This window comes from Amycolatopsis sp. SID8362 (assembly GCF_010550475.1).
Lineage (GTDB): Bacteria > Actinomycetota > Actinomycetes > Mycobacteriales > Pseudonocardiaceae > Amycolatopsis > Amycolatopsis eburnea.
On the sequence record NZ_JAAGNB010000234.1, the window covers coordinates 1 to 23,159 of the forward strand.

The 23,159-nt window shown below is 70.9% G+C and carries 30 protein-coding genes; 17 read left to right on the plus strand and 13 right to left on the minus strand.

Features of this window, described 5'->3' with window-relative positions; genetic code table 11:
• Window positions 1–390, minus strand: a 390-nt coding sequence (locus tag G3I65_RS07650) for a GntR family transcriptional regulator (protein ID WP_160695457.1), incomplete at its 3' end; no start/stop codon positions are given.
• A gap of 64 nt (window positions 391–454) precedes the next feature.
• On the opposite strand from G3I65_RS07650, the gene G3I65_RS07655 reads away from it, so the two are divergent.
• Complete coding sequence (locus G3I65_RS07655; protein ID WP_160695458.1) at window positions 455–1,060, plus strand: DJ-1/PfpI family protein; 606 nt, start codon at window positions 455–457, stop codon at window positions 1,058–1,060.
• Window positions 1,061–1,141: 81 nt separating this feature from the next.
• Window positions 1,142–2,290 carry a type I restriction endonuclease gene (locus G3I65_RS07660; RefSeq protein ID WP_160695459.1) on the plus strand — a complete coding sequence of 383 codons (1,149 nt, stop codon included), beginning with the start codon at window positions 1,142–1,144 and terminating at the stop codon, window positions 2,288–2,290.
• Here G3I65_RS07660 and G3I65_RS07665 read toward each other — a convergent pair.
• From G3I65_RS07665 to G3I65_RS07680, 4 genes are read right to left on the minus strand one after another with little or no spacing between them, the layout of a single operon-like run.
• Entirely contained in the window at window positions 2,269–3,498 is a 1,230-nt protein-coding gene (locus tag G3I65_RS07665; RefSeq protein ID WP_160695460.1) for a serine hydrolase, read from the minus strand. The genes G3I65_RS07660 and G3I65_RS07665 overlap by 22 nt on opposite strands.
• Before the next feature lie 9 nt (window positions 3,499–3,507).
• The gene (locus G3I65_RS07670) at window positions 3,508–4,320 is read right to left on the minus strand and encodes a siderophore-interacting protein (RefSeq protein WP_160695461.1); all 813 of its coding nucleotides are present in this window, start codon (window positions 4,318–4,320) and stop codon (window positions 3,508–3,510) included.
• A gap of 59 nt (window positions 4,321–4,379) precedes the next feature.
• A complete protein-coding gene (locus tag G3I65_RS07675) occupies window positions 4,380–4,715 on the minus strand; it encodes a hypothetical protein (RefSeq protein ID WP_160695462.1) in 336 nt (111 codons plus the stop codon).
• Window positions 4,712–5,122 (minus strand): SgcJ/EcaC family oxidoreductase, encoded by a 411-nt coding sequence (locus tag G3I65_RS07680; RefSeq protein WP_160695463.1) that lies wholly within the window; start codon window positions 5,120–5,122, stop codon window positions 4,712–4,714. Before G3I65_RS07680 ends, G3I65_RS07675 begins: the two co-directional genes overlap by 4 nt.
• 81 nt (window positions 5,123–5,203) lie before the next feature.
• Here G3I65_RS07680 and G3I65_RS07685 point away from each other — a divergent pair, with 81 nt between their 5' ends.
• Window positions 5,204–5,908 carry a TetR/AcrR family transcriptional regulator gene (locus tag G3I65_RS07685; RefSeq protein WP_375336664.1) on the plus strand — a complete coding sequence of 235 codons (705 nt, stop codon included), beginning with the start codon at window positions 5,204–5,206 and terminating at the stop codon, window positions 5,906–5,908.
• On the opposite strand, the gene G3I65_RS07690 is transcribed toward G3I65_RS07685, so the two are convergent.
• From G3I65_RS07690 to G3I65_RS07700, 3 genes are all read right to left on the minus strand, one after another.
• On the minus strand, window positions 5,905–6,825 hold the full coding sequence (locus tag G3I65_RS07690; RefSeq protein ID WP_160695464.1) for an NADP-dependent oxidoreductase: 921 nt from the start codon (window positions 6,823–6,825) through the stop codon (window positions 5,905–5,907). The two genes, G3I65_RS07685 and G3I65_RS07690, sit on opposite strands and share 4 nt — an antisense overlap.
• Before the next feature lie 64 nt (window positions 6,826–6,889).
• Window positions 6,890–8,056 carry a radical SAM family heme chaperone HemW gene (gene hemW, locus G3I65_RS07695; RefSeq protein WP_160695465.1) on the minus strand — a complete coding sequence of 389 codons (1,167 nt, stop codon included), beginning with the start codon at window positions 8,054–8,056 and terminating at the stop codon, window positions 6,890–6,892.
• 14 nt (window positions 8,057–8,070) lie between these two features.
• Complete coding sequence (locus G3I65_RS07700; RefSeq protein WP_160695466.1) at window positions 8,071–8,487, minus strand: VOC family protein; 417 nt, start codon at window positions 8,485–8,487, stop codon at window positions 8,071–8,073.
• A gap of 124 nt (window positions 8,488–8,611) precedes the next feature.
• On the opposite strand from G3I65_RS07700, the gene G3I65_RS58195 reads away from it, so the two are divergent.
• The 10 genes from G3I65_RS58195 (at window position 8,612) to G3I65_RS58585 (ending at window position 17,166) form a co-directional block, all read left to right on the plus strand.
• Window positions 8,612–8,746: a putative leader peptide gene (locus tag G3I65_RS58195; RefSeq protein ID WP_255481878.1), complete on the plus strand. Its 135-nt coding sequence runs from the start codon at window positions 8,612–8,614 to the stop codon at window positions 8,744–8,746.
• A gap of 55 nt (window positions 8,747–8,801) precedes the next feature.
• Complete coding sequence (locus G3I65_RS07705) at window positions 8,802–10,496, plus strand: nitrite/sulfite reductase (protein WP_160695467.1); 1,695 nt, start codon at window positions 8,802–8,804, stop codon at window positions 10,494–10,496.
• Window positions 10,493–10,642, plus strand: a complete 150-nt coding sequence (locus G3I65_RS57080) for an Insertion element protein (protein WP_086860657.1) — start codon at window positions 10,493–10,495, stop codon at window positions 10,640–10,642. The genes G3I65_RS07705 and G3I65_RS57080 overlap by 4 nt, the downstream gene beginning before the upstream one ends.
• Window positions 10,639–11,334, plus strand: a complete 696-nt coding sequence (locus tag G3I65_RS07715; protein WP_160695468.1) for a phosphoadenylyl-sulfate reductase — start codon at window positions 10,639–10,641, stop codon at window positions 11,332–11,334. The genes G3I65_RS57080 and G3I65_RS07715 overlap by 4 nt, the downstream gene beginning before the upstream one ends.
• A gap of 11 nt (window positions 11,335–11,345) precedes the next feature.
• Window positions 11,346–12,266, plus strand: a complete 921-nt coding sequence (cysD, locus tag G3I65_RS07720) for a sulfate adenylyltransferase subunit CysD (protein ID WP_125314720.1) — start codon at window positions 11,346–11,348, stop codon at window positions 12,264–12,266.
• Window positions 12,266–13,528, plus strand: coding sequence for a sulfate adenylyltransferase subunit 1 (locus G3I65_RS07725; protein ID WP_160695469.1), 1,263 nt, complete (start codon window positions 12,266–12,268; stop codon window positions 13,526–13,528). Before cysD ends, G3I65_RS07725 begins: the two co-directional genes overlap by 1 nt.
• Window positions 13,525–14,262: a sirohydrochlorin chelatase gene (locus G3I65_RS07730; RefSeq protein ID WP_160695470.1), complete on the plus strand. Its 738-nt coding sequence runs from the start codon at window positions 13,525–13,527 to the stop codon at window positions 14,260–14,262. The genes G3I65_RS07725 and G3I65_RS07730 overlap by 4 nt, the downstream gene beginning before the upstream one ends.
• A gap of 355 nt (window positions 14,263–14,617) precedes the next feature.
• Window positions 14,618–15,247 (plus strand): cyclase, encoded by a 630-nt coding sequence (locus tag G3I65_RS07735; RefSeq protein ID WP_160695471.1) that lies wholly within the window; start codon window positions 14,618–14,620, stop codon window positions 15,245–15,247.
• 103 nt (window positions 15,248–15,350) lie between these two features.
• The gene (locus G3I65_RS07740) at window positions 15,351–16,124 is read left to right on the plus strand and encodes an enoyl-CoA hydratase family protein (protein ID WP_160695472.1); all 774 of its coding nucleotides are present in this window, start codon (window positions 15,351–15,353) and stop codon (window positions 16,122–16,124) included.
• A gap of 94 nt (window positions 16,125–16,218) precedes the next feature.
• The gene (locus G3I65_RS58585; RefSeq protein ID WP_160695473.1) at window positions 16,219–17,166 is read left to right on the plus strand and encodes a cold shock domain-containing protein; all 948 of its coding nucleotides are present in this window, start codon (window positions 16,219–16,221) and stop codon (window positions 17,164–17,166) included.
• 218 nt (window positions 17,167–17,384) lie between these two features.
• Here G3I65_RS58585 and G3I65_RS07750 read toward each other — a convergent pair whose 3' ends face one another.
• The gene (locus G3I65_RS07750) at window positions 17,385–17,735 is read right to left on the minus strand and encodes an MFS transporter (protein ID WP_160695474.1); all 351 of its coding nucleotides are present in this window, start codon (window positions 17,733–17,735) and stop codon (window positions 17,385–17,387) included.
• Between the two features lies 1 nt (window position 17,736).
• On the opposite strand from G3I65_RS07750, the gene G3I65_RS07755 reads away from it, so the two are divergent.
• The gene (locus tag G3I65_RS07755) at window positions 17,737–17,988 is read left to right on the plus strand and encodes an Lrp/AsnC ligand binding domain-containing protein (RefSeq protein ID WP_309235321.1); all 252 of its coding nucleotides are present in this window, start codon (window positions 17,737–17,739) and stop codon (window positions 17,986–17,988) included.
• On the opposite strand, the gene G3I65_RS07760 is transcribed toward G3I65_RS07755, so the two are convergent.
• From G3I65_RS07760 to G3I65_RS07770, 3 genes are read right to left on the minus strand one after another with little or no spacing between them, the layout of a single operon-like run.
• A complete protein-coding gene (locus G3I65_RS07760) occupies window positions 17,963–18,331 on the minus strand; it encodes a barstar family protein (RefSeq protein WP_160695475.1) in 369 nt (122 codons plus the stop codon). The two genes, G3I65_RS07755 and G3I65_RS07760, sit on opposite strands and share 26 nt — an antisense overlap.
• Window positions 18,328–18,801: a ribonuclease domain-containing protein gene (locus G3I65_RS07765; protein WP_160695476.1), complete on the minus strand. Its 474-nt coding sequence runs from the start codon at window positions 18,799–18,801 to the stop codon at window positions 18,328–18,330. The genes G3I65_RS07760 and G3I65_RS07765 overlap by 4 nt, the downstream gene beginning before the upstream one ends.
• An 11-nt stretch (window positions 18,802–18,812) precedes the next feature.
• Window positions 18,813–19,016 (minus strand): hypothetical protein, encoded by a 204-nt coding sequence (locus G3I65_RS07770; RefSeq protein ID WP_160695477.1) that lies wholly within the window; start codon window positions 19,014–19,016, stop codon window positions 18,813–18,815.
• 60 nt (window positions 19,017–19,076) lie between these two features.
• Here G3I65_RS07770 and G3I65_RS07775 point away from each other — a divergent pair, with 60 nt between their 5' ends.
• The 3 genes from G3I65_RS07775 (at window position 19,077) to G3I65_RS07785 (ending at window position 22,766) form a co-directional block, all read left to right on the plus strand.
• A complete protein-coding gene (locus G3I65_RS07775; RefSeq protein WP_160695478.1) occupies window positions 19,077–20,042 on the plus strand; it encodes a zinc-binding dehydrogenase in 966 nt (321 codons plus the stop codon).
• Between the two features lie 149 nt (window positions 20,043–20,191).
• The gene (locus G3I65_RS07780) at window positions 20,192–21,235 is read left to right on the plus strand and encodes an alpha/beta fold hydrolase (RefSeq protein WP_160695479.1); all 1,044 of its coding nucleotides are present in this window, start codon (window positions 20,192–20,194) and stop codon (window positions 21,233–21,235) included.
• 91 nt (window positions 21,236–21,326) lie between these two features.
• On the plus strand, window positions 21,327–22,766 hold the full coding sequence (locus G3I65_RS07785; protein WP_166639790.1) for an amino acid permease: 1,440 nt from the start codon (window positions 21,327–21,329) through the stop codon (window positions 22,764–22,766).
• Here G3I65_RS07785 and G3I65_RS07790 read toward each other — a convergent pair.
• Window positions 22,763–23,159 (minus strand): nitronate monooxygenase (locus tag G3I65_RS07790; RefSeq protein WP_203612314.1); only part of this gene is annotated, 397 nt, incomplete at its 5' end. The two genes, G3I65_RS07785 and G3I65_RS07790, sit on opposite strands and share 4 nt — an antisense overlap.

The following is a 23,159-nucleotide window of genomic DNA, read 5'->3' on the forward strand; positions in this document are numbered from 1 at the left end:
GTGGGCCCGCCCGCGGTGCGGCTGGTAGCGCAGCAGCGCGTCGAGGTCGCCGGCGGTGGCGAGGTCACGCAGGGCCTGGCGCAGCAGATCGGCCTGCCCGGGCACGGCGGGGTGGTTGAAGCTGAGGTCGAGCGCGTCGGCGGCGACGGACCGCTCTTCGGCGGCCTCGCCGATGGCGGCGTCGCGGACGAAGGTGCCCCGCCCCTGCTCGCAGCTCACCAGCCCCATCGCTTCCAGCTCGGCGTACACGCGGGTGGCGGTGACCACGGCGATGCCCTGGTCGGCGGCCAGCCGCCGGTGCGTGGGCAGCTTCGTCCCGGCGGGCCAGTGGCCGTCCCGGATCTGCTTGGCGAGGGTGTCGACGACGCCTTTGTACTTCGGTACGCGCACGGTCCGGATTGTAGGCAGGACAATTCTTGGACTGTCCTGGATCGCCGGTCTTAGCGTGGCGGCCATGCACACGGCGATCCTGACCTTCGACGGCTACAACGAACTCGACTCCCTGATCGCACTGGGCGTCCTCAACCGCGCGGGCTCGCGGGTGTCGATCGCGAGCCCGACACCCCGGGTGACGTCGATGAACGGCGTGACGATCGACGCGACGACCGACCTCGAGGAGGCATGCGCGGCCGACGCGGTGATCATCGGGAGCGGCGTGCGCACCCGCGAGGTGGTCGAGGACCCGGCCATCATGGACGTGCTCGGCACCCTCGACCCGGCCCGGCAACTGCTGGCGGCCCAGTGTTCGGGGACGCTGGTGCTGGCGAAGCTGGGCTTGCTCGGCGGGGTCCCGGCGTGCACGGACCTGACGACGAAGCCGTGGGTGGTGGCGGCCGGCGTCGAGGTCCTGGACCAGCCGTTCTTCGCACGCGGCAATGTGGCGACGGCAGGCGGGTGTCTGGCTTCGACGTACTTGGCGACGTGGGTGATCGCGCGGCTGCACGGGCTGGAGGCGGCGGAGGGCGCGATGCATTACGTGGCGCCTGTTGGGGAGAAGGAGGAGTACGTGGCGCGGGCGATGCGGAACGTGACGCCGTACCTGGAGCCGGCGTTGCGGTGACGAATGTTCCCCATGCTGTAACAGAAGAAAGCGGGCCACCGATCCAGTCAGGGCTCAGTACCCGCACAGAACGGCACCGGTATGGACATCGCGGAGCGCGCGCAAGCCCTGGCCCTGAAGATCCGCAAGCACAAAGAAGGCATCGAGACCGAAGAGGCGACCAAGAACGCCTTCGTGATGCCGTTCATCAGCACCGTTCTCGGGTACGACGTGTTCAACCCGGCCGAAGTGATCCCCGAGTTCACCGCCGACGTCGGCACCAAGCGCGGCGAGAAGATCGACTACGCGATCGTGCACAACGGACAGGTGCAGGTGCTCGTCGAGGCGAAGAAGATCAACGACCCGCTCCGCATCGAGCACGCGTCCCAGCTCTTCCGCTACTTCGCCGTCACGAACGCGCGGATCGCCATCCTGACCAACGGGCAGGTGTACGAGTTCTACACCGACCTCGACGCGCCGAACCGGATGGACGCCAAGCCGTTCCTCGTGCTGGACTTCGCCGACATCGACGACACCCTGCTGCCCGAACTCGCCAAGCTCACGAAGGAATCCTTCGACCTCGACTCGGTCATCAGCGCGGCCGGCGAGCTGAAGTACATCGGCCAGCTGAAGCGCATCCTCGCGGCGCAGTTCAAGGAACCCGAGGACGACTGGGTGAAGTTCCTGACCACCCGGGTGTACGACGGGCCGTTCACCCAGCGGGTGCGCGAACAGTTCGGCCCGCTCGTGAGCAAGGCGGCCCGCCAGTTCCTCAACGAGCAGGTCAACGACCGTCTCAAGAACGCGCTCGGCGGGCCCGACTCCTACGTCAGCGTCTCCGCGCCGGCCGAGCAGCCGCAGCCCGAGCCGGTCGTGGAAGCCGGTTCCGGCGAGGACGCCGAACGCGTGGTCACCACCGAGGAAGAGCTGGAGGGGTACCGGATCGTGCGCGCCATCGTCTGCGCCGAGGTGCCCGCCGCCCGGGTCGCCGCGCGCGACACCCAGACCTACTTCGGCGTCCTCTTGGACGACAACAACCGCAAGCCGATCGCGCGGTTGTGGTTCAACCGGTCGAAGAAGTACCTCGGCGTGTTCGACGAGAACAAGGTCGAGACGCGGCTGCCGATCACCGCGGTCGAGGACATCTACCAGCACGCCGACCACCTGCGGAGCACGGTGGCGAGGTACCTCACCGCCGGGCGGCCGCAGGTGGTCGCGGCTGATCCGGTTCAGTCCAGCAGCGCCTGGTAGACCAGCTGCCGCAGCTGCGGCCGCAGCCGGTACGTGCTCGACGGCAGCAGCTGCGTGTAGAACCCCACCGTCAGGTCCTCGTCCGGGTCCACCCAGAACGCCGTGGAAGCCGCGCCGCCCCAAGCGAATTCGCCCGCCGACGACAGTGTCCGCGCCTTCACCGGGTCCTCGAGCACCGAGAACCCCAGCCCGAACCCGTGGCCGTCGAACGGCATCTCCGCGAACAGCGGACGCCCGAACGCCTCCAGGTCCACGTGTCCCGGCAGGTGGTTCGAAGCCATCAGGGAAACCGTCCGCGGGGACAGCAGCCGGACGCCGTCGAGTTCGCCGCCGCGGAGCAGCATCTCCGTGAACCGCCAGTAGTCCCCCGCCGACGACACCAGACCGCCGCCGCCGGAAAGGCAGTCGGGGCGCGAGGTGCCGGTGCGGCCGAACGCGTCGTTGCGCACCGCGCGTCCCGACGAAGGATCGCGTACGTACAACGCCGCCAGGCGCGAAACGGACGTGGCCACGAAGTCCGTGTCCGTCATTCCCAGCGGCGTGAAGATGCGCGACGAAAAGAACTCGTCCAGCGGCAGCCCGGAAACCACCTCGACGAGCCGGCCCAGCACGTCCGTCGCGATCGAGTAGTTCCACTCCGCCCCCGGCTGGAACAGCAGCGGCAACGCGGCCCACTGCCGGGTGCATTCCGCCAGGTCCGCACCGGGCGGGGTGCCCCACTCGAAGCCCGCCGCGCGGTAGATCGCGTCCACCGGGTGGCCGTGGTGGAAGCCGTACGTCAGGCCCGCCGTGTGGGTCAGCAGGTGCCACACGCGGATCGGCGCGGTCGCCGGTTCGGTGAAGGGCGCCAGCGCCGAGCCCTTGACGTACACGCGCGGCGACGCGAACTCCGGCAGCCAGCGCGAGATCGGGTCGTCCAGTTCCAGCAGGCCTTCTTCGACGAGCATCATCGCCGCCACCGAGGTGATCGGCTTCGTCATCGAGAAGATGCGCCAGAGCGTGTCGGTTTCGACCGGGAGGTCCGCTTCGACGTCGCGGTGCCCGCCGCGGCCGACGTGCACGATGCGGCCGTGCCTGCTCACCACCGCGAGCCAGCCCGGTAACCGCCCGTCCTCGACATACCGGTCGAAGTGCGCGTCGAGCCGCGTCAGCCGGTCCGCGTCGAACCCGGCTTCGGCCGGGTCGACTTCCACCTTGAGTTCCGCCATGCCGCGAGGTTACTTCTCGCGCGCCCGTTCGGCCGCCTTCTCTTCGCGCCACGCTTCGTCGTTCTTGCCGACGCGCCAGTACCCCGAGATCGACAGCAGCTCGCGCCGCACGCCGCGCTCGTCGAGCAGGTAGCGCCGCAGGTCCCGCACGAAGTCCGCTTCGCCGTGCACGAATGCCTGCACGACGCCGTCGCGCCACGGCAGCGCACGCACCGCCGAGGCGACGTCGCCGCCCGAAGCCCGGTGCAGCCAGGTGATCTGCGCGTCCGCCTTGGTGGCCAGCGGCTGCTCCTCGGCCGCGTTCTCGACGAGGATCACCGCGTGCGCCGGGACGCCGGCCGGGAGCGCTTCGAGGGACGCCGCGATGGCAGGCAACGCGCTTTCGTCGCCCGCCAGCAGGTGCCAGTCCGCTTCGGTGCCCGGCGCGTAGGCGCCACCGGGACCGGACAGCAGCAGCTCGTCGCCGGGCTGGGCGGAAGCCGCCCACGGGCCGGCGATGCCCTCGTCGCCGTGGTGCACGAAGTCGATGGCCAGCTCGCCGGCCTCCGCGTCGAACGCCCGCACGGTGTAGGACCGCATCCGCGGCCAGTGCTCCCGCGGGAGCGTCGCGCGGCACTCCTGGACGTCGAACGGCTCCGGGTACTCGACGCCCGGGACCTTGAACAACACCTTGACGTAGGCGTCGGTGAACTCGTTGGGCGTGAAATCGGCGATGCCTTCGCCGCCCGCGACGATCCGGATCATGTGCGGGGTCAGCTGCTCGGTGCGCAGGACCCGCAACCGCACCGCGGGACGCCCGGACCGCCGGGGTGCTTCAGCCATCGACCACTCCAATACTAAGGCTTACCTAAGTCAGCCTACGCGCCGAATCCGGCCCGTGCCTACCCAGGTGTACCCAGTTCTTCGAGCAACCGCGCGAACCCGGCGGCGGTCCGCGCCCGAAATCCGAGGAAGAACCGGTTCGCGAGCGGCACTCCCCACCGCCCCCACGCGGCCGCGTTGACGACGCGGTGCTCGACGCGCGCGCCCACGGGGTCCGGTGTCACGCGATATTCGCCGCGGTACCACCACCCGCCCTGGACCGCGACGAACCCGCGCTCGCGGTCGACGTCCATCCGCATCGGGTACGCGCCCCCGTTCAGCAGCCGCCGCAGCCGGTCGAACACCTCCCCGGGCGGCCGCGCGACGACACCCGAAGCCTCCGCAAGCGCTTTCACGAGCGCGGATCCGAGACGCGCGTGTTCTGGAACGCCGTGATCAGCCACTCGCCGTCGTCCCGGACGAGCACGAAGGTGACGGTCGATTCGCGCCCTTCGTCCGCGGTGTCCGCCCCGGTCAGCGACGAGCCGCCACCCACGACGGCGACGGCGACGTCCGGGCGGACGAACCGCACCTTCGCCGCCGTGCCGGGCCGCCCGGTCAGCTTGATGCCCTTGAGCGGGCCTTCGAAGAGCGCGCGATGCGAGTGCTCGATTCCGGCGCGCCCGGGGAAGTTGGCCCCGAAGAACGTCACGTAGTCGGCGTCTTCGGTGAAGAGCCGGCCGTACGCGGTCGCGTCCCCGTCGTTCCAGGCCTGGGTGAGTTTGCCGAGCACCGCGCGGACATCGGCTTCCGCAGTGGTCATGGGATCCCCTGCACGAACGCTGTTCGTTTGACGAACATCGTTCTACTGACGAACGCTGTTCGCGTCAAGTACAGTGTTCGCGTGACCGTTCCCCCGCCGCCGTGGCGCAGCACCCCGCGCCGCCGCGCCGCGAAACCCGTCCTGTCCCAGGAGCTCGTCGTGAAGACGGCGCTGGAGATCCTGGCGAAGGAGGGCTTCGACGCGGTCACGATGCGGCGGGTCGCGCAGGAACTCGAGACCGGGCCGGCGTCGCTCTACGCGCACGTCGCCAACAAGGACGAGCTGGCGGAGCTGATGCTCGACGCCGTGCTCGCCGACGTACCACTGCCGGAGCCGGACCCGGCCCGCTGGGACGAGCAGGTCAAGGACCTCGTCCGCGCGCAGATCCGGGTGATGGTCGCCCACCCTGGGATCGCGCGCGTGGCGTGGGACGTCGCCGTGCCGGTGACGCCGAGTTCGCTGCGCCAGGGCGAGGCGATGCTCGCCCTGCTGCGTGCCGGCGGCCTCGAGCTCAAGCAGGCGACGTTCGCCGGCGACGCGCTTTCCCTCTACGCCAAGGCATACGCGTACGAGGCCAGCGGCTGGACGTGGGGTGAAATCGACCCGGCCGAAGTGACCGCACGCGGCGAGCAGATGGTCGCCTACATGCGGTCACTTCCGCCCGAGTCGTTCCCGAACATGCTGCGCATCGGCGAGTTCTTCTCCGCCGAGACCGCCGCCGAACGCCTCGAGTTCGCGCTCGACACCTACCTCGCCGGCCTCAAGGTGCTCGCCGCGAAGAACTAGGGCCGCAGCACGATCTTGCCGCGCGTGTGCCGCTGTTCCAGCTCGCGGTAGGCGTCCCGCACCTCGGCCAGCGGGTAGACGCGGGCCACCGGCAGGGTCAGCAAACCCTTGTCCAGCAACAGGCTCAGCTCCCGCAGGATCTCGGCCGACGCGCCGGCCGCGTTGCCGTCGGTCTTGACGTTGTACTTCCCCGCCGCCTCGAAGTCGATGATCGTGTCGATCCGCCCGGGGTGGATCCCCAGGTGCAGAGCCAGTTCCACGTACCCGGAGCCGAAGGTGTCGACGAACGCGTGCACGCCGTCCGGCGCGGCCTCCCTGATCCGCTCGAGGACGCCTTCGCCGTAGGAAACCGGCACGACGCCGAGTTCGCGCAGCCACTCGTGGTTGGCCTCGCCCGCGAGGCCGATGACCGTGGCGCCGGCCAGCTTCGCCAGCTGGACCGCGAGCGAACCCACGCCACCCGCCGCACCCGAAACGACGACGGTCTCCCCCTCGCGCGGGCACACCGCGCCCACCGCCGCGTACGCGGTCGTCCCGGCGACGAACAGCGCGCCGGCGACCTCCCACGGCAGGTCCGCGGGCTTCGGCGTCAGGTTCACGGCCTCGGCCACGACGAAGTCGGCGTGGCTCGATCGGGTGTCGACGAACCCGATCACCTCGTCGCCGACGGCGATCTCCTCGACATCTTCGCCCAGTTCGGCGACCACGCCGGCGAAGTCGCTGCCCTGGCCGGAGGGGAACGTCGCCGGGAAGCGCTCGTGCAGGAACCCGCGCCGGATGGCGGCCTCGCCGGGGTTGATCCCGGCGGCGCGCACCTCGACGAGCACCTGTCCCCGGCCCGGCACCGGCCGCGGCACGTCCTCGACCCGCAGGACCTCCACGTCGCCGTACTCGTCGAACCTGATCGCGCGCGCCATGGGGCCTCCTCGAAAGTCGTTGCTGAATACAAGCAACGACCGGGCCCCGCCATTGATTCCCGGCTCAGCCCGCGAGCCGCCGGACCACGCCGTCCGCGAGCAGGCGGCCGCGGTCGGTGAGCACCGCGCGGCCCCGGCTGTCCAAAGCGGACGGGTCCAGCAGGCCTTCGGCCGCGGCCGCACGGGCTTCGGCGAGCCCGGGCTCGTCGAGGACGTCGAGCGGCAGCCCTTCGGCGACGCGGAGTTCGAGCATGATCCGCTCGAGGTGCTGGTCGTCGTCGGTGAGCACTTCACGCCCGCCCGCGGGCGAATCGCCGGCGGCGAGCAGCGCCGCGTACCGGGCCGGGTGCTTGACGTTCCACCAGCGCACGCCGCCGACGTGGCTGTGCGCACCCGGGCCCGCGCCCCACCAGTCGTCGCCACGCCAGTAGCCGAGGTTGTGGCGGCAGCGGGCCGCGTCGGACGCCGCCCAGTTCGAGACCTCGTACCAGCGCAGCCCCGCCGCCGTGAGCGCGGCGTCGATCATCTCGTAGTCCGCGGCCAGCACGTCGTCGTCCGGGGCCGGCAGCTCGCCGCGGCGGACGCGGCGGGCGAGCGCGGTGCCCTCCTCGACGATCAGCGCGTACGCCGAAACGTGGTCGACGCCGGCGGCCAGCACGGCGTCGAGGGTGGCGAGGAGGTCGTCCGGGCGTTCTCCCGGCGTGCCGTAGATCACGTCGAGGTTCACGTGGTCGAACCCGGCCGCGCGCGCTTCGGCGGCGGCCTGCCCCGGCCGGCCGGGCGTGTGCACGCGGTCGAGGATCTTCAGCACGTGCGGCGCGGCCGACTGCATGCCCAGCGAAACGCGGGTGTAGCCGGCCTCGCGGATCCCGGCGAAGAACTCCGGCGACGTCGACTCCGGGTTCGACTCGGTCGTCACCTCGGCGCCCGGCGCGAGCCCGAAGACGTCGCGGACGGCGTCGAGCACCGAGCCGAGCCCGTCGGCGCCGAGCAGCGACGGGGTGCCGCCGCCGACGAACACGGTGTCGGCGGCCGGCGGCACGACCAGCACGCGCGCGGCCAGTTCCAGCTCGCCCGCGGTGTAGGTGTTGAAGTCGCAGTAACCGCAGCGTGTCGCGCAGAACGGGACGTGCACGTACACCCCGAACGCTCTGCTGCCGAGCCCCTTCAGCGCGCTCTCCGGCAACGCCGGGTCGATGGGGGTGGCGGGGTCGGGACGCAGCTCGGGCACCCCCCGATTGTCCCCTACGAAGCCGGGAGGTTCGCCGCCGCCCACTCGGGGTCGACGGGGATCATCTCGATGACGTCGAGCAGCACCCCGTTCGGGTCGGCGACGTAGAAGTGCCGCTGCCCGTACACCTCGTCGACGAGCGGCACGACCAGCTCGACACCCGCCTCCACCAGGCGTTTCGCCTCGGCCGCCGCGTCTTCGACAACGAGCCCGAACATCGCCCCGGTCGTTTCGGCCGCCCGGTACCCCTCCGGCACGGACGCGTGGCCGCGCTGCACGAAGCTGATCTCGTACCCCGGCGCGCCCGCGTTGACGCTGGCGAACCAGTCCAGCTCGACGGTGACCGGCAGCCCGATCACGTCGGCGTAGAAGCGGGTGGTCGCGGCGACGTCGTCGACCAGGTACCCCGCCCCGAAACCCTTGACCTGCATCCCCAGTTCCTCTCTCCAAACCACTGTACTTGAAGTACTCTACATGTAGTGGTTTGGACGGCGCAAGAGTCCGCACGCAGCATGGTTGACACGATTTTCGCAGGTGAGTGACCCTTCTCCCAGCATGCGGTCAGGCCTGGACCACATTGTGGACGCGTGGCACGCTCAGGTCGTGACTCATGCCGGTGTCTTCCTGGTGGCCCGCCGCCACGTCGACCTCCTGCGCGTCGCGAGCGCCCTCTGCGCACCCGTTCGCTGACTCCCGTCGCCACCACCTGCCACGAAACCGGACAGCCCCATCGGAGGACGCCGTCATGGCCACGCCCACGCGTCAGACCCCCGCCCGACCCGCGCGCGCGAAGCAGAAGCGCGGCGAAGGGCAGTGGGCGCTCGGTTACCGGGAGCCGCTGAACCCGAACGAGCGGTCGAAGAAGGACGACCACCCGCTCAACGTGCGGGCGCGGATCGAGAACATCTACGCCCACCGGGGATTCGACTCCATCGACCCGGGTGACCTGCGCGGCCGGTTCCGCTGGTTCGGCCTCTACACCCAGCGCAAGCCGGGGATCGACGGCGGCCGCACCGCGACCCTGGAGCCCGAAGAGCTCGACGACCGCTACTTCATGCTGCGGGTCCGGCTCGACGGCGGCGCGCTGACCACCCACCAGCTCACCGTGCTCGGCGAGATCTCGCAGCAGTACGCGCGCGACACCGCCGACATCACCGACCGGCAGAACATCCAGTACCACTGGATCCGGGTCGAGGACGTCCCGGCGATCTGGGCCAAGCTCGAGAACGCCGGCATGACCACGATGGAGGCGTGCGGCGACAGCCCCCGCGTCATGCTCGGCTCGCCGGTCGCCGGCATCTCGGCCGACGAGATCATCGACGGCACCCCGGCGCTGGACGAGATCAAGCGCCGCTACATCGGCAAGCCCGAGTTCGCCAACCTCCCGCGCAAGTTCAAGACCGCGATCTCCGGCCAGCCCGACGTCGCGCACGAGATCCACGACGTCGCCTTCGTCGGCGTGGACCACCCCGAGCACGGTCCCGGCTTCGACGTCTGGGTCGGCGGCGGCCTGTCCACCAACCCGATGCTCGGGCAGCGCCTGGGCGCGTGGGTGCCGCTGGACGAGGTCCCGGACGTCTGGGAAGGCGTCATCTCGATCTTCCGCGACTACGGCTACCGCCGGCTGCGCTCCCGCGCCCGGATCAAGTTCCTGGTCAAGGATTGGGGCGCCGAGAAGTTCCGCCAGGTGCTGCAGGACGAGTACCTCAAGCGCGAGCTGATCGACGGCCCGGCGCCGGTCGAGCCCGCCAACCCGATCGACCACGTCGGCGTGCACCCGCAGGTCGACGGCAACTTCTACGTCGGCGCCGCGCCGATCGCCGGCCGGTCCTCGGGCGGCACGCTGGTCGCCGTCGCCAAGGCCGCCGAGCGCGCGGGATCCGGCCGCGTGCGGCTCACCCCGCAGCAGAAGCTCGTCGTGCTCGACGTCCCCGAGGCCCAGGTCGCCACGCTCGAAGCCGAGCTGACGGAACTGGGGCTGGAGACCAAGCCGTCGCCGTGGCGGCGCGGGGTGATGGCCTGCACCGGGCTGGAGTTCTGCAAGCTCGCCATCGTCGAGACGAAGGCACGCGCGCAGCAGCTCGTCGCGGACCTCGAGAAGTCCTTGGCGGACATCAACAAGGCCCTCGACACGCCGGTGAGCGTGCACCTCAACGGCTGCCCCAACTCCTGTGCGCGGATCCAGACCGCGGACATCGGGCTCAAGGGCCAGATCGTCACCGACGCCGACGGCAACCAGGTCGAAGGCTTCCAGGTGCACCTGGGCGGCGGCCTCGGCCTCGACGCCGGGTTCGGCCGGAAACTGCGCGGCCACAAGGTGACCTCGGGCGAGCTGACCGGCTACGTCGAGCGCGTCGTGCGCAACTACGTGGCCGGGCGCGAACCCGGCGAACGCTTCGCGCAGTGGGCGCTGCGCGCCGACGAAAGCGCCCTGCAGTGACCGAACGAGCGGCGCCGTACTACTGCCCGTATTGCGGGGACGAGGATCTGCGGCCGGAAGAGAACGGCGGCTGGCTGTGTTCTGCCTGTCGCCGGGTTTTCTCGGTCAAGTTCCTCGGCCTGTCCCTCCCGGAGGTTTCCCGATGACCGCCACCGCCGACTACAAGACCCTCGCCGAGCGCGCGTCCAAGGAGCTCGCCGACGCCACCGCCGACGAAGCGATCCGCTGGACCGTCGACACGTTCGGCGACGACTTCATCGTCGCGTCCAACATGCAGGACGCCGTGCTCATCGACCTCGCCACGAAGGTGAAGTCCGATGTGGACATCCTGTTCCTCGAGACCGGCTACCACTTCCCGGAAACCCTCGGCACGCGCGACGCCGTGCAGACGGTCTACCCGGACGTGAAGATCGTCAACGCCCAGGCCGAGCAGAGCGTGGCCGAGCAGGACGCGGAGTACGGCGAGAAGCTGCACGCCCGCGACGCCACGCTGTGCTGCAACCTGCGCAAGGTCGTGCCGCTGCGCAAGACCCTCTCGAACTACTCGGCGTGGATCACCGGCGTCCGCCGGGTCGACGCGCCGACCCGGGCGAACACCCCGATCGTCACCTGGGACGACCGCAACGGCCTGGTGAAGGTCAACCCGATCGCGGCGTGGACCGACGACGAGTTCAACGGCTACATCCGCGAGCACGGGATCCTGGAGAACCCGCTCGTTTCGATCGGCTACCTCTCGATCGGCTGCGCGCCCTGCACGGCCCGCGTCGAGCCGGGCGCCGACCCGCGCAGCGGCCGCTGGGCGGGCCAGTCGAAGACCGAGTGCGGACTGCACGGCTGAGGAAGGGACGCATGACGACCTTGGAGCCCGCCACCGATGCGGCACAAGACAACCTGGCGGCCTTGGAATCCGAGGCCATCCACATCTTCCGGGAAGTGGCGGGCGAGTTCGACCGCCCGGTGATCCTGTTCTCCGGCGGCAAGGACTCGACGCTGCTGCTGCACCTGGCGATCAAAGCGTTCTGGCCGGCGCCGGTGCCGTTCCCGCTGCTGCACGTGGACACCGGGCACAACTTCGACGAGGTCATCGAGTTCCGCGACCGCGTCGTCGAGCGGCACGGGTTGCGCCTGGTCGTCGCGAAGGTCCAGGACTGGATCGACGACGGGCGTCTCGAAGAGCGCGCGGACGGGATGCGCAACCCGCTGCAGACCACGCCGCTGCTGGACACCATCGCCGAGAACAAGTTCGACGCCGTCTTCGGCGGCGGGCGCCGCGACGAGGAGCGCGCCCGGGCGAAGGAGCGGATCTTCAGCCTCCGCAACGCCTTCGGCCAGTGGGAGCCGCGCCGGCAGCGTCCCGAGCTGTGGAACCTGTACAACGGCAGGCACCGCCCGGGCGAGCAGGTGCGCGTCTTCCCGCTGTCCAACTGGACCGAGGCCGACGTCTGGAACTACATCGCCCGCGAGAAGGTCGAGCTGCCCTCGATCTACTACGCGCACCGGCGCGAGGTGTACCTGCGCGACGGGATGCTGCTGGCCGAGGGCCCGTGGGGCGGCCCGCGACCCGGCGAAGAGGTCCGCGAGCTGACCGTGCGGTACCGGACCGTCGGCGACGGCTCGTGCACCGGCGCGATCGAGTCCGAGGCCGCCACCGTCGAAGACGTCATCGCCGAGGTGTCCGCGTCGCGGCTCACCGAACGCGGCGCCACCCGCGCCGACGACCGCATGTCCGAAGCGGCCATGGAAGACCGCAAGCGTGAGGGGTACTTCTGATGAGCTCGCTGCTTCGCCTGGCCACCGCCGGGAGCGTGGACGACGGGAAGTCCACGCTGGTCGGCCGGCTGCTCTACGACACGAAGTCGGTGCTCGCCGACCAGCTCGACGCCGTCACCCGCGCGTCCGTCGACAAGGGACTGTCCACTCCGGACTTGTCCTTGCTCGTGGACGGCCTGCGCTCGGAACGCGAGCAGGGCATCACCATCGACGTCGCCTACCGGTACTTCGCCACGCCCAAGCGGTCGTTCGTGCTGGCCGACACGCCGGGGCACGTGCAGTACACGCGCAACACGGTGACCGGCGCGTCCACCGCGCAGCTGGCCGTGCTGCTGGTCGACGCGCGCAAGGGCGTCATCGAGCAGACGCGGCGGCACGCGGCCGTGCTGGCCCTGCTGGGCGTGCCGCAGCTGGTGCTGGCGGTGAACAAGATCGACCTGGTCGACTACGACGAGGCGACGTTCACGGTGATCGCCGAGGAGTTCGCTTCGCACGCCGAAACGCTGGGCTACGCGCGGGGTTCGGTGCTCACGATCCCCGTGTCGGCGCTCGAAGGCGACAACGTCGCGACGCGCTCGGAGCGGACTCCGTGGTACAGCGGGCCGAGCCTGCTGGAGCACCTGGAGGACGTGCCGGTCGCGCCCGACCCGCACGACTCCGCACTGCGGTTCCCGGTGCAGTACGTGATCCGCCCGCGCACGGCGGAGTACCTGGACTACCGCGGCTACGCGGGTCAGATCGCCGCGGGCACCGTCCGCCCCGGCGACGAGATCGTCGTGCTGCCGCAGGGCATCCGCAGCCGCGTCGAGCGCATCGACACCGCCGACGGCCCGCTGGCGGAGGCCGGCGCCGGGACTTCGGTGACGCTGCTGCTGGCCGACGACATCGACATCTCCCGCGGCGACCTGATCGCCGCCGCGGACGCGCCGCCCCGGATCACCGACGAGATCACCGGCACGCTGTGCTGGCTGTCGTCGAAGCCCCTGAAGCCGGGCGCGCGGGTGCTCGTCAAGCACGGCACCCGCACGGTCCAGGCGCTGGTCGACGAGCTGCACGCGCGGTTCGACGAGCAGACGCTGTCCAGTGTGGACGCCCCGGCGTCGCTGGAGCTCAACGACATCGGCCGCGTCACGCTGCGGCTGGCCGAAGAGCTGGGCGTCGACGACTACGGCGTCAGCCCGCGCACCGGCGCGTTCCTGGTGATCGACCCGAAGGACGGCGACACGCTGGCCGCCGGCCTGGTGGGCGAGCGCTTCTCGTGACGCCACCCCTGGTCGCCGTCGCGCACGGCAGCCGCGACCCCCGCTCGGCGTCGACCGTGCGGGCGCTCGTGGACGTCGTGCGCGCGCAGGCCCCGGGTGTCGCGGTGCACGAGTCCTTTTTGGACCTCTCGGCACCGCTGGTGACGGACGTGCTGCGGGGGTTGTACTCGGCCGGCCACCGCGCCGCGGTCGTGGTGCCGTTGCTGCTGGGCAGCGCGTTCCACGCGCGGGTGGACCTGCCCGCGCTGATTTCTTCGGTCGTCGCGGACTGCCCGGGTTTCCGCATCCAGGTGTCGGACGTCCTCGGCGCGGACGCGGCCCTGGAGGCGGTCGCCCTGGACCGGCTGGCGTCCGCGTCCCGCCGTCGTGGCACGGGTGTGCTGCTGAGCGCGGTGGGCTCGTCGAACGCTTCCGCGAACGCCGTGGTGGCTTCCCTGGCCGCGCGCTGGGAGGAGCGGCTGGGCGTCCCGGTGAGCGAGGCGTTCGCGTCCGCCACGCAGCCGGACATCCCGGCCGCGGCCGCGTCGTTGCGCGAGCGGGGCGTGCGGCACCTGATCGTCGCATCGTGGTTCCTCGCGCCCGGCCTGCTGCCGGACCGGATCGCCCGGCTGGCGCTAGAGGCCGACCCGAAGGCGTTCATCGCGAAGCCGCTGGCCGACGACCCGCGCGTCGCGGACGTGGTGATCAGCCGGTACGCGTCCGCGTTGACCGGACTGCTCCGCGAGTACGCCTAGCCCCGGGAGCTGAGGTGCGGCAGGACTCGTACCTGCGACCTAGAGATTAGAAGGTTGTTGGGCGAAGCCAGGTCCGTGAAGCCGCGGGCATCTGACGACGGAGCAGTCGGCGAGCCGGACTCACGGCACACCAGCCCTGCACCTCCAGCTAGGACACCTGACCCACTGTCCGTACACCAGAACAGCAGGTCGGCGCCTCCACCACCGCCAAAAGGCGAGTCTTATTCACATTTACCGCTACCCCGAGTGCATGGGAACGGTAAATCCTTGACGCGCTAGTTAACTTGCCGGTAACTATCTAATCGCTGCGCAGCTTTCTCCCTCCCCTCTTGAAACCGCAGGTAGGTGGATACAGATGAAAGCTCTTCACCTTTCCCGGCTCGCCGCTCTGACCGCGGCCGCCGCCCTTCCGATCGCCCTCGCCGCCCCGGCGTCGGCGGCCACGTCCGTCACCTTCGACTGCCAGGCCGATGCCCCGATCGTCGGCCCACAGAAGGTGTCGCTGAACCAGGACGCGGACGTCACCGCGCCCGCCACGGTCGCCCCCGGCGGCGCTTTCGACGTCGTCATCGACCCGGCGCCGAACACCGTGCCGAGCGATGTGAGCGGGAACAAGGTCAAGAACATCAACACGTTCGCGCTCAAGTTCCCGATCCCCGCGAACTCCACCTACGTCGGCGCCGACCTCGCCGGCGGGTCCGGCCTCGGCAGCACCGCGCCGACCATCGCGGTCGCGAACGGCGTCGCGACGCTGAGCTTCCCCGGCCCGATCGCGGGCGGCGCCACCTTCGAACTGCCCACGGTCACCGCGCACCTGACGGCCGGGCAGTCGGGCACCATCGAAACGAAGCTGTCCGGCACCAGCTACAGCGACCCGGGCCTGACCTTCAAGGCGGTGGCGAGCAGCATCATCGGCGACGTCACCGCGCCGACGGCCTGCTTCCCCAACCCCAGCCCCGTCTTCACCACGACGACCATCGGCTGAGTTTCCCCGGCCACCCTGCGGGTTCCGCCCGTAGGGTGGCCGCCGGCCGGCTGTGCCCCGCGTAACACCGGCGTCGCGCGGCGAGTGTGCAAGGGTGACGGGCATGGCTGACGAACTGGTGCACTACGACGTGGTGGGCGGCACCGCCACGATCACCCTGGACTCCCCGCACAACCGCAACGCGCTGTCGGCGCAGCTGCGCCGCGAGCTGTCGGGCTCCCTGACGAAGGCGGCCACCGACGACGCCGTCCGCGTGATCGTGCTGACCCACACCGGCCCGGTGTTCTGCGCGGGGATGGACCTCAAGGAAGCCCGCGGCGGCAGCGCCGGCGACCAGGGCGTCAACGAGTTCCCGAAGATCCTCGAGCAGCTGTGGACCAGCCCGAAGCCGGTCGTCGCCCGCCTGGCCGGCCCGGCGCGCGCCGGCGGCATCGGCATGGTGGCGGCGTGCGACATCGCGGTGGCGGTCCCGGAAGCGACGTTCGCCTTCTCCGAGGTCCGCATCGGCGTGGTCCCGGCGATCATCTCCCTGACGGTCCTCCCCCGCCTGAACCCGCGCGCGGCCCACGAACTGTTCCTGACCGGCGACACGTTCGACGCCCGCCGCGCGGTGGAAATCGGCCTGCTCAACGCGGCGGTCCCGGCGGGCGAACTCGACGCCGAGGTGACCCGCTTCGTCAAGGCGCTCGCGGCAGGCGGGCCGAAGGCGCTGGCCGAGACGAAGGCCCTGCTGAGCCGCCCTCGGTTCGCGACGCCGTCGGAAGGCTTCGAGGAGATGCTCGGCCTGTCGGCGAAGTTCTTCGCGAGCGAGGAAGGCCAGGAGGGCATCCTGGCCTTCGCCCAGAAGCGCAAGCCGAACTGGGTCCCGCAGGACTGAGACCAGGTCTCGAAACTCGGCCCGGCCCGACGGACCGGAGGTCTGTCAGGGAGACTGGGGGGCCAGTGCCCGCCCTCTCGACCTGGAGTCTTTGATGCCGCAAGGAACCGTCCGTTGGTTCGACGCCGAACGGGGTTTCGGCTTCCTCGCGCCCGAGGACGGCTCGCCGGACGTGTTCGTGCACGCCTCCGAGATCGTCGGGGACGGCGGCGCGAAAATGCTCCGCGAGGGTCAGGCCGTCGTGTTCGAGGTCGGCGAGAACGACCGCGGGCCCCAGGCGCTGCGCGTTCGCGTCACCGCCGATGCGGCCACCGGCAGCGCCGTGGGCCTGCTCGGCACCATCAACTGGTACGAGCCGGGCAAGGGGTACGGCTTCGCGTCGCCGGACGGCGGCGGCGCCGACATCTTCGTGCACAGCTCCGCCATCGTGACCGGCGGCGTGGTCACCGAGGGGCAGCGGGTGGCCTTCCTGATCGTCGAAGGCGAGCGCGGCCCGCAGGCCGGGCACGTGATCCCGCTGGGAGCAGGGGCCGGCTCACCCCCTGCGGCTGGTATCACCGACGGTGCCGACGGCACGGTGGCCTGGTACGACGAGGACAAGGGCTTCGGCTTCATCAACCCCGACTCCGGCGCCGGGGACGTCTTCGTTCACGCCCGGGCCCTGGCCGAGGGGCTGACGTGGCTCGCGGAGGGCGACCGCGTCGCCTACGAGGTGGCCAGTGGAGACAAGGGCCCGCAAGCCCGCGACGTGCACCTGGTCCGGGGCGCCGAGCCCCAGACGGCGCCGCAGCGGTCGGCACCCGCCGCGGCCGCACGGCCGGCGGCGCGGAACGTGCCCGTACGAGGCGGCGAGGGCGTCGTCGCTCGCTACGACGCCGACCGCGGCTTCGGCTTCATCACCCCGGACGCAGGCGGCGACGATCTCTTCGCCCACGCGTCCGTGATCATGGGGTCGGAGCCGCTGCAGAAGGGTGACCGGGTCCGGTACGCGGTGCGTCAGAGCGACCGGGGCCCGCAGGCCGACCGCATCGAACGCCTCTGAAGAGGCGGCCCCACCCGACGACACAGAGCTACCGATGTATCCCAAACGAGTGAATGGATGCGTTAGACCTGGTCGCAGAGCTCGATCTTTATGAGCCGGCGGACGTTGATCACGGTGCAGGCCAGCGTGGTGCGTTCGACGACCCAGCGGACCCGGCCGAGGGCCTTCGCCACGACTGCCCACGATCGACGACCAGGACCGGCAGGTTGAGACCAGGTCTAAGCCGGGACGCGGGTCTGCTTGCGCGACAGCGGCAGCAGCGCGAGCAAGCCCGTCACCGCGCCGCACGCCGCCGCCACGAGGTACACCGGCGGCAAACCCCCGGCCTGGTAAGCGATCCCGAGCACCGCGACGCCGAGCGTCTGGCCGAACTGGCGGGTCGTCGTCGGGATCCCGGCCGCCATCCCCGCCCGGCCCGGGGGCGCCGCCGACGCGATCGCCGCGCCCGTCGCGGGTCCGGCCAGGCCGACACCGATGCCCGTCAGCGCGAGGCCGGGCAGCACGCCGAGGTCCAGCTGAACCACGCCGGCCCGGCTCGGTTTCCGCTCGGAGACACGGCTGTGGCTCACCGTGTCCCCCGCGCACCTCGCCGCGGCGGGCGAGGCGCTGGCGAGCCACCCGGAGACGTCGTTCGCCGTCGCGACCACCGGCACCACGAACCTCACGGCGATGGTGAACTGCCGCGACGGCCGCGACCTCTTCCGCTACCTGACCGACCGGGTCGCCGGGATCCGCGGCGTGCAGACGCTTGAAAGCGCCCCGGTCATCCGCACGGTCAAGCGCGCGGGGACGCCGCTCAGGCGTCCGGCAGGACGACCGTGAGCCGCCACGAGCCCGCGCTGCGGCCGCTCGGGCCGAGTGCGCGCTGCGCGTCCGACAGCACGCTGCGGATCGCCAGGTACGTCTTGGGTTCGGCCTTGCGCAGCGCGTCCGAGCCCGGCCAGATCAGCACGTGCTCGCCCGGCGGCAGCCACGACAGGTCGGTCAGGCAGTCGTAGAGCGCGTCGAGGTTGTGCCCGAAGTAGTCCGGAAAGGACAGTGCGGCGGCGAACGCGCTCAGCGTGCTGGCCTTGTCCACGGTCGGCCGCGAGTTCACCAGGTGGGGGTACGCGCCCCTGGCGAACGCCGCTTCGGCCGCGGCCTTCGCCTCCTCCGACGCGCTCATCGGGCCGGGTCCACGACGACGAACGACGAGTAGTGGTCGCCGGTGTAGTACAGCTCGTGCGCCTGCCCGGTGATCAGCCGCCGCGCGCCGCGGTCGGGGCTGCCCGGGGTCTTCACGGTGTACTCGTGGTAGTAGCCGGACTTCTTGCCGGGCAAGCGCTTCTCGCGGTTTTCGAACACGACGCCGTCGTTGCGCGGGTACGGGAACGGGCCGCCCTTTTCGATCAGCTGCCACGTGTCCGCGGCCTGCGACGGCAACGTGGAAAGCGCCTTCAGCGGCAGTCCGGAGTCGGCTCCCGGTACGGCCGCGCTGCCCTTGGCCGGGGCACTCGAGGACGAGCCGGCGGTACTGCTCGACGAGGTGGTGGGCGACGACGATCCGCCGCCGACGGCGTCCTTGACCAGCCAGCCCCCCAGCACCAGCACGAGGAGCCCGATCAGCGCGGCGGTGATCCGCCTTCGGTTGAACATGGTGCGCGAGCCTATGCCGACCCGTCGGTGCGGTCGTCGTCACGCCCCGGGGTCAGGCGGCGGGCGAACAGCCCGACGAGCTTGTCGAGCACCCACGCGGCGGCCAGGCACAGCGGCACGACGACCACCATGACCAGCACGAACTGCACGGGGAACCAAGCCTGGGCGAGCCACAGCTCGACCCCGTCCCACCAGTCGGCAAGCCCGTTGAACACGGGTGTGAGCCTACGCGCGCTCTGCTGCCCGCGCGTGTCAGGGGCGGTACGTTGCTGGACATGTTCGCCGTGTACGCGCAGGAACCCAACGCAGACAGCCCGCTGGACTCGCTCGTCGTCGGCGAGCGACCCGAACCCGACGTGCCGGACGGCTGGGTCCGCGTGCACGTCAAGGCGGCCAGCCTGAACATGCACGACCTCTGGACGCTCCGCGGCGTCGGGATCAAGCCGGAGCAGTTCCCGATGATCCTCGGCTGCGACGGCGCCGGCACCCTCGACGACGGCTCCGAGGTCGTCATCCACTCCGTGATCAACGCGCCCGGCTGGCAGGGCGACGACACCCTCGACCCGAAGCGCACCCTGCTCACCGAGAAGCACCAGGGCACCTTCGCCGACCAGGTGATCGTCCCGGCCCGCAACGTCGTCCCCAAGCCGGCCGACCTCAGCTTCGCCGAGGCCGCCACCATGGGCACGGCCTGGCTGACCGCCTACCGGATGCTCTTCGTGAAGTCCGGGCTGCGGCCGGGCCAGACGATGCTCGTGCAGGGTGCCTCCGGCGGCGTGTCGACGGCGCTGGTGCAGCTCGGCCGCGCGGCCGGGTTCCGGGTCTGGGTCACCGGCCGCACCGAGGAGAAGCGCGCGCTCGCCGAAAGCCTCGGCGCGCACCAGGCGTTCGAGTCGGGCGCGCGGCTGCCCGAGCGCGTCGACGCCGTGTTCGAGACGGTCGGGAAGGCGACCTGGTCGCACTCGGTCAAGTCGCTGAAGCCGGGCGGCATCATCGTCGTCTCCGGCTCGACCAGCGGCCCGGACGCGGGCGCGGAGCTGCAGCGCGTCTTCTTCCTGCAGCTGCGCGTCTCCGGCTCGACGATGGGCACCCGCGACGAGCTGGCCGACCTGCTCGCCTACCTCGACCTCACCGGCGTGCGGCCGCAGATCGGGCAGGAATTGCCGTTCGAAGAGGCAGCCAAGGGGTTCCAGGCGATGCTCGAAGGCGACACCGCCGGCAAGATCGTCTTCACCCGCTGAGGCGCTGACCTGGGCGGATCGATCTCCGGTCCGCCCAGGTCACTGCTTGTACCGCCCACTTGGTGAATTGTCAACGTACTCGGATCGAGATCTGGTCGTTAGCACCGAAATTCGACCAAAACCCAAGGGCGGCAAGCTAATCTGTAAACATGACCGCGACGAAGCGGCCCGCACCGGCTGGACCGGGCGGCCGGCCCAGCAGTGATCCGGACCCGATCCGGGTCTCCTTCCGGCGCTACGCCGGCGTCCGCACCCGCGTCCTCGAGGTCGGCGACCCCGGCCCCGAACCGGAGCTCCCCCGCCGCTCGCTGCGGCGCAAATCCGCCGCCGCGCACCTCCGGCCCACCGCGCCGCGCCTGGTGCTGCTGCACGGTTACTGCGACAGCGCCGACACCTGGCGCCCCGCCCTGGAGCAGCTCGCGGCCGCCGGAATCCCGGCGATCGCGGTCGATCTGCCCGGCTTCGGCGACGCGCAACCGCTGCGGCCCGGCCCGATGCTGCCGCAGCTCGACGCCTTCACCACCGCCGTCGTCCGCGAACAGGCCGTGCTCGGCTCGGTCGTGCTGGCCGGCAACTCCCTCGGCGGCACGATGAGCCTGCGCGCGGCGCAGAACAGCAGGCTGCCGATCTCCGGCGTCGTCTCGATCGCCGCGCCGGGGTTCGTCGACTCGTGGCTGATCCGCACGGTGGCGCGCTACCCGCTGCCCCTGCGGCTGTACTCGTCCCTGCCCGTCCCGGTGCCGGGTTTCCTGGTGCGCAAGGTCGCCGAGCAGCTCGTCCCGCGCCTGCTCTACGCCGACTCCGCGGCGGCCGACGCGACGCAGGTCCAGCGCTTCACCGCGCTGTTCCCGGACTACCGCGCGACCAAGAGCCGGCTGGAGCAGGCCCGGCAGCTCGTCGCGGAGCTCGCCGACGCCTACCGCCTCGACTCCGTGCAGGTCCCGCTGCTGGTCGTCGCGTGCGGCAAGGACAAGCTCGTCACGGCGGCGTCCGGGCGGCAGCTGCACACGCTGGTGCCGCACAGCAGGCTGCTGGTCCGCGAGGACTGGGGGCACTGCCCGCAGCTGGACGACCCGGTCGAGATCGCTGAGCTGCTCACCTACTTCGCCGCGAGCGCGGTCCGGACCACCCAGGCCAAGCGTGCCGCGGCGACGGCGTCCGAAGCGGTGAGCGAGGACACCGCGGCGGGCTGATCCGCTCACGCTGTCTTCACGCGGAGTTGGCGGTAGGTTCCCCCGTTGGGTCCGTGATCCGGGCTCGCACACCGACGTTCGGGAGACGAAGATGTCCGCTCCAAGCCTGGGCTCCAGCTCCGGCATCTTCCGGCGCAAGCCGATCGACCAGATCCAGGACACCAGCGAAAGCGGCGGCCTCAAACGCACCCTGGGGCTGTGGCAACTGACCGCCATCGGCATCGGCGGCATCATCGGCGCGGGGATCTTCGCCCTCGCCGGCAGTGTCGCGCACGGCGACGACTCGGCCGGCATCCCCGGCGTCGGCCCGGCCGTGCTGATCTCGTTCCTCATCGCGGGCGTGGCGAGCGCGGCGGCCGCGTTCTCCTACGCCGAGTTCGCCGGCCTGATCCCGAAGGCGGGGTCGGCCTACACCTACGGCTACGCGGTCCTCGGCGAGGTCGTCGGCTGGTTCATCGGCTGGGACCTGCTGCTGGAGTACACCGCGATCGTGTCGGTGGTGGCGATCGGCATCTCCGGCTACTTCAGCTTCCTGCTCGGCCAGCTCGGCCTCGACCTGCCCGCCTGGATGCTCGGCGCGCCCGGCACCGGGCCCGGCCACAAGGTCGACCTGTTCGCCGCGCTGCTCTGCCTGCTCATCGCGTACCTGCTGAACCGCGGCATCCGCAGCGCCGCCCGGTTCGAGACGGCGATGGTCGGCATCAAGGTGCTGATCGTGCTGGTCGTCATCCTGGTCGGCTTCTTCTACGTCAAGACCGGCAACTACACGCCGTTCGCCCCGGCGGGCTTCGGCGGCGCGGTGACCGGCGCCGCGACGGTGTTCTTCGCCGTCTTCGGCTACGACGCCATGTCGACGGCGGCCGAGGAGTCGAAGGACGCGCAGCGGCACATGCCGAAGGCCATCATCTACTCGCTGGCCATCTCGATGGTGCTCTACGTGCTGGCCTGCCTGGTGCTGACCGGCATGCAGAAGTACACCGAGATCGACCCGAAGAGCGGCTTCTCGACGGCGTTCAAGTCGGTCGGCCTCGACGGGCTGGCCACGGTGATCGCGATCGGCGCCATCGTCGGCATCCTCACCGTGCTGTTCACGTTCCTGATGGGCGCCACCCGCGTCGGCTACTCGATGAGCCGCGACGGCCTGCTGCCGGCGTGGCTCGGCAAGACCAACGTGAAGCGCCAGGTACCGAGCCGGATGACGTGGATCCTCGGCGGCGCGTCGGCGATCATCGCCGGGGTGCTGCCGATCGGCGAGGCCGCGGAGCTGACGAACATCGGCATCCTGCTCGCGTTCGTCGTGGTCTGCGTCGCGGTGATCGTGCTGCGCTACAAGCAGCCCGACCTGCCGCGGACGTTCAAGACGCCCGGCATGCCGGTGGTCCCCGCGATCGGCATCGTGTTCTCGATCTGGCTGATCACGTTCCTGCAGCCGGCGACCTGGCTGCGGTTCGCGGTCTGGTTCGTCATCGGGATGCTCGTGTACTTCCTCTACAGCAGGCGGCACTCGCTCCTGAACCGCACCGAGCGCTAGCGGATCCGGTCGAGGCGTGCGGCGGCGTCGCGCGCCTCGACCTTCAGCCGTTCGAGGATGACGGCGGCCGAGGCGTCGTAGGCGAGCGGGTACGTCTGGCCCGCCCACAGCGAAATCGCCTCCGGGTCCCCCGCCTTGGCCGCGGCCTTGCGCACCGGCCCCGCGAGGTGGTTCAGCTGCGGGTACGCCGCGGGCGCGCCCTCGGAAAGCGCGTCCATGAACTTGTTGACCAGCCCGCGCGCCGGCCGCCCGCTGAAGGCGCGGGTGAACGCCGTCTCGCGCTCGGCGAGCGCCAGCGCCTTCCGGTGGGCCTCCGACGTCCCGGCTTCGTCCGCGCGCAGGAAGACGGTGCCGAGCTGGGCGGCGACGGCCCCGGCGGCGAGCACGGCGGCG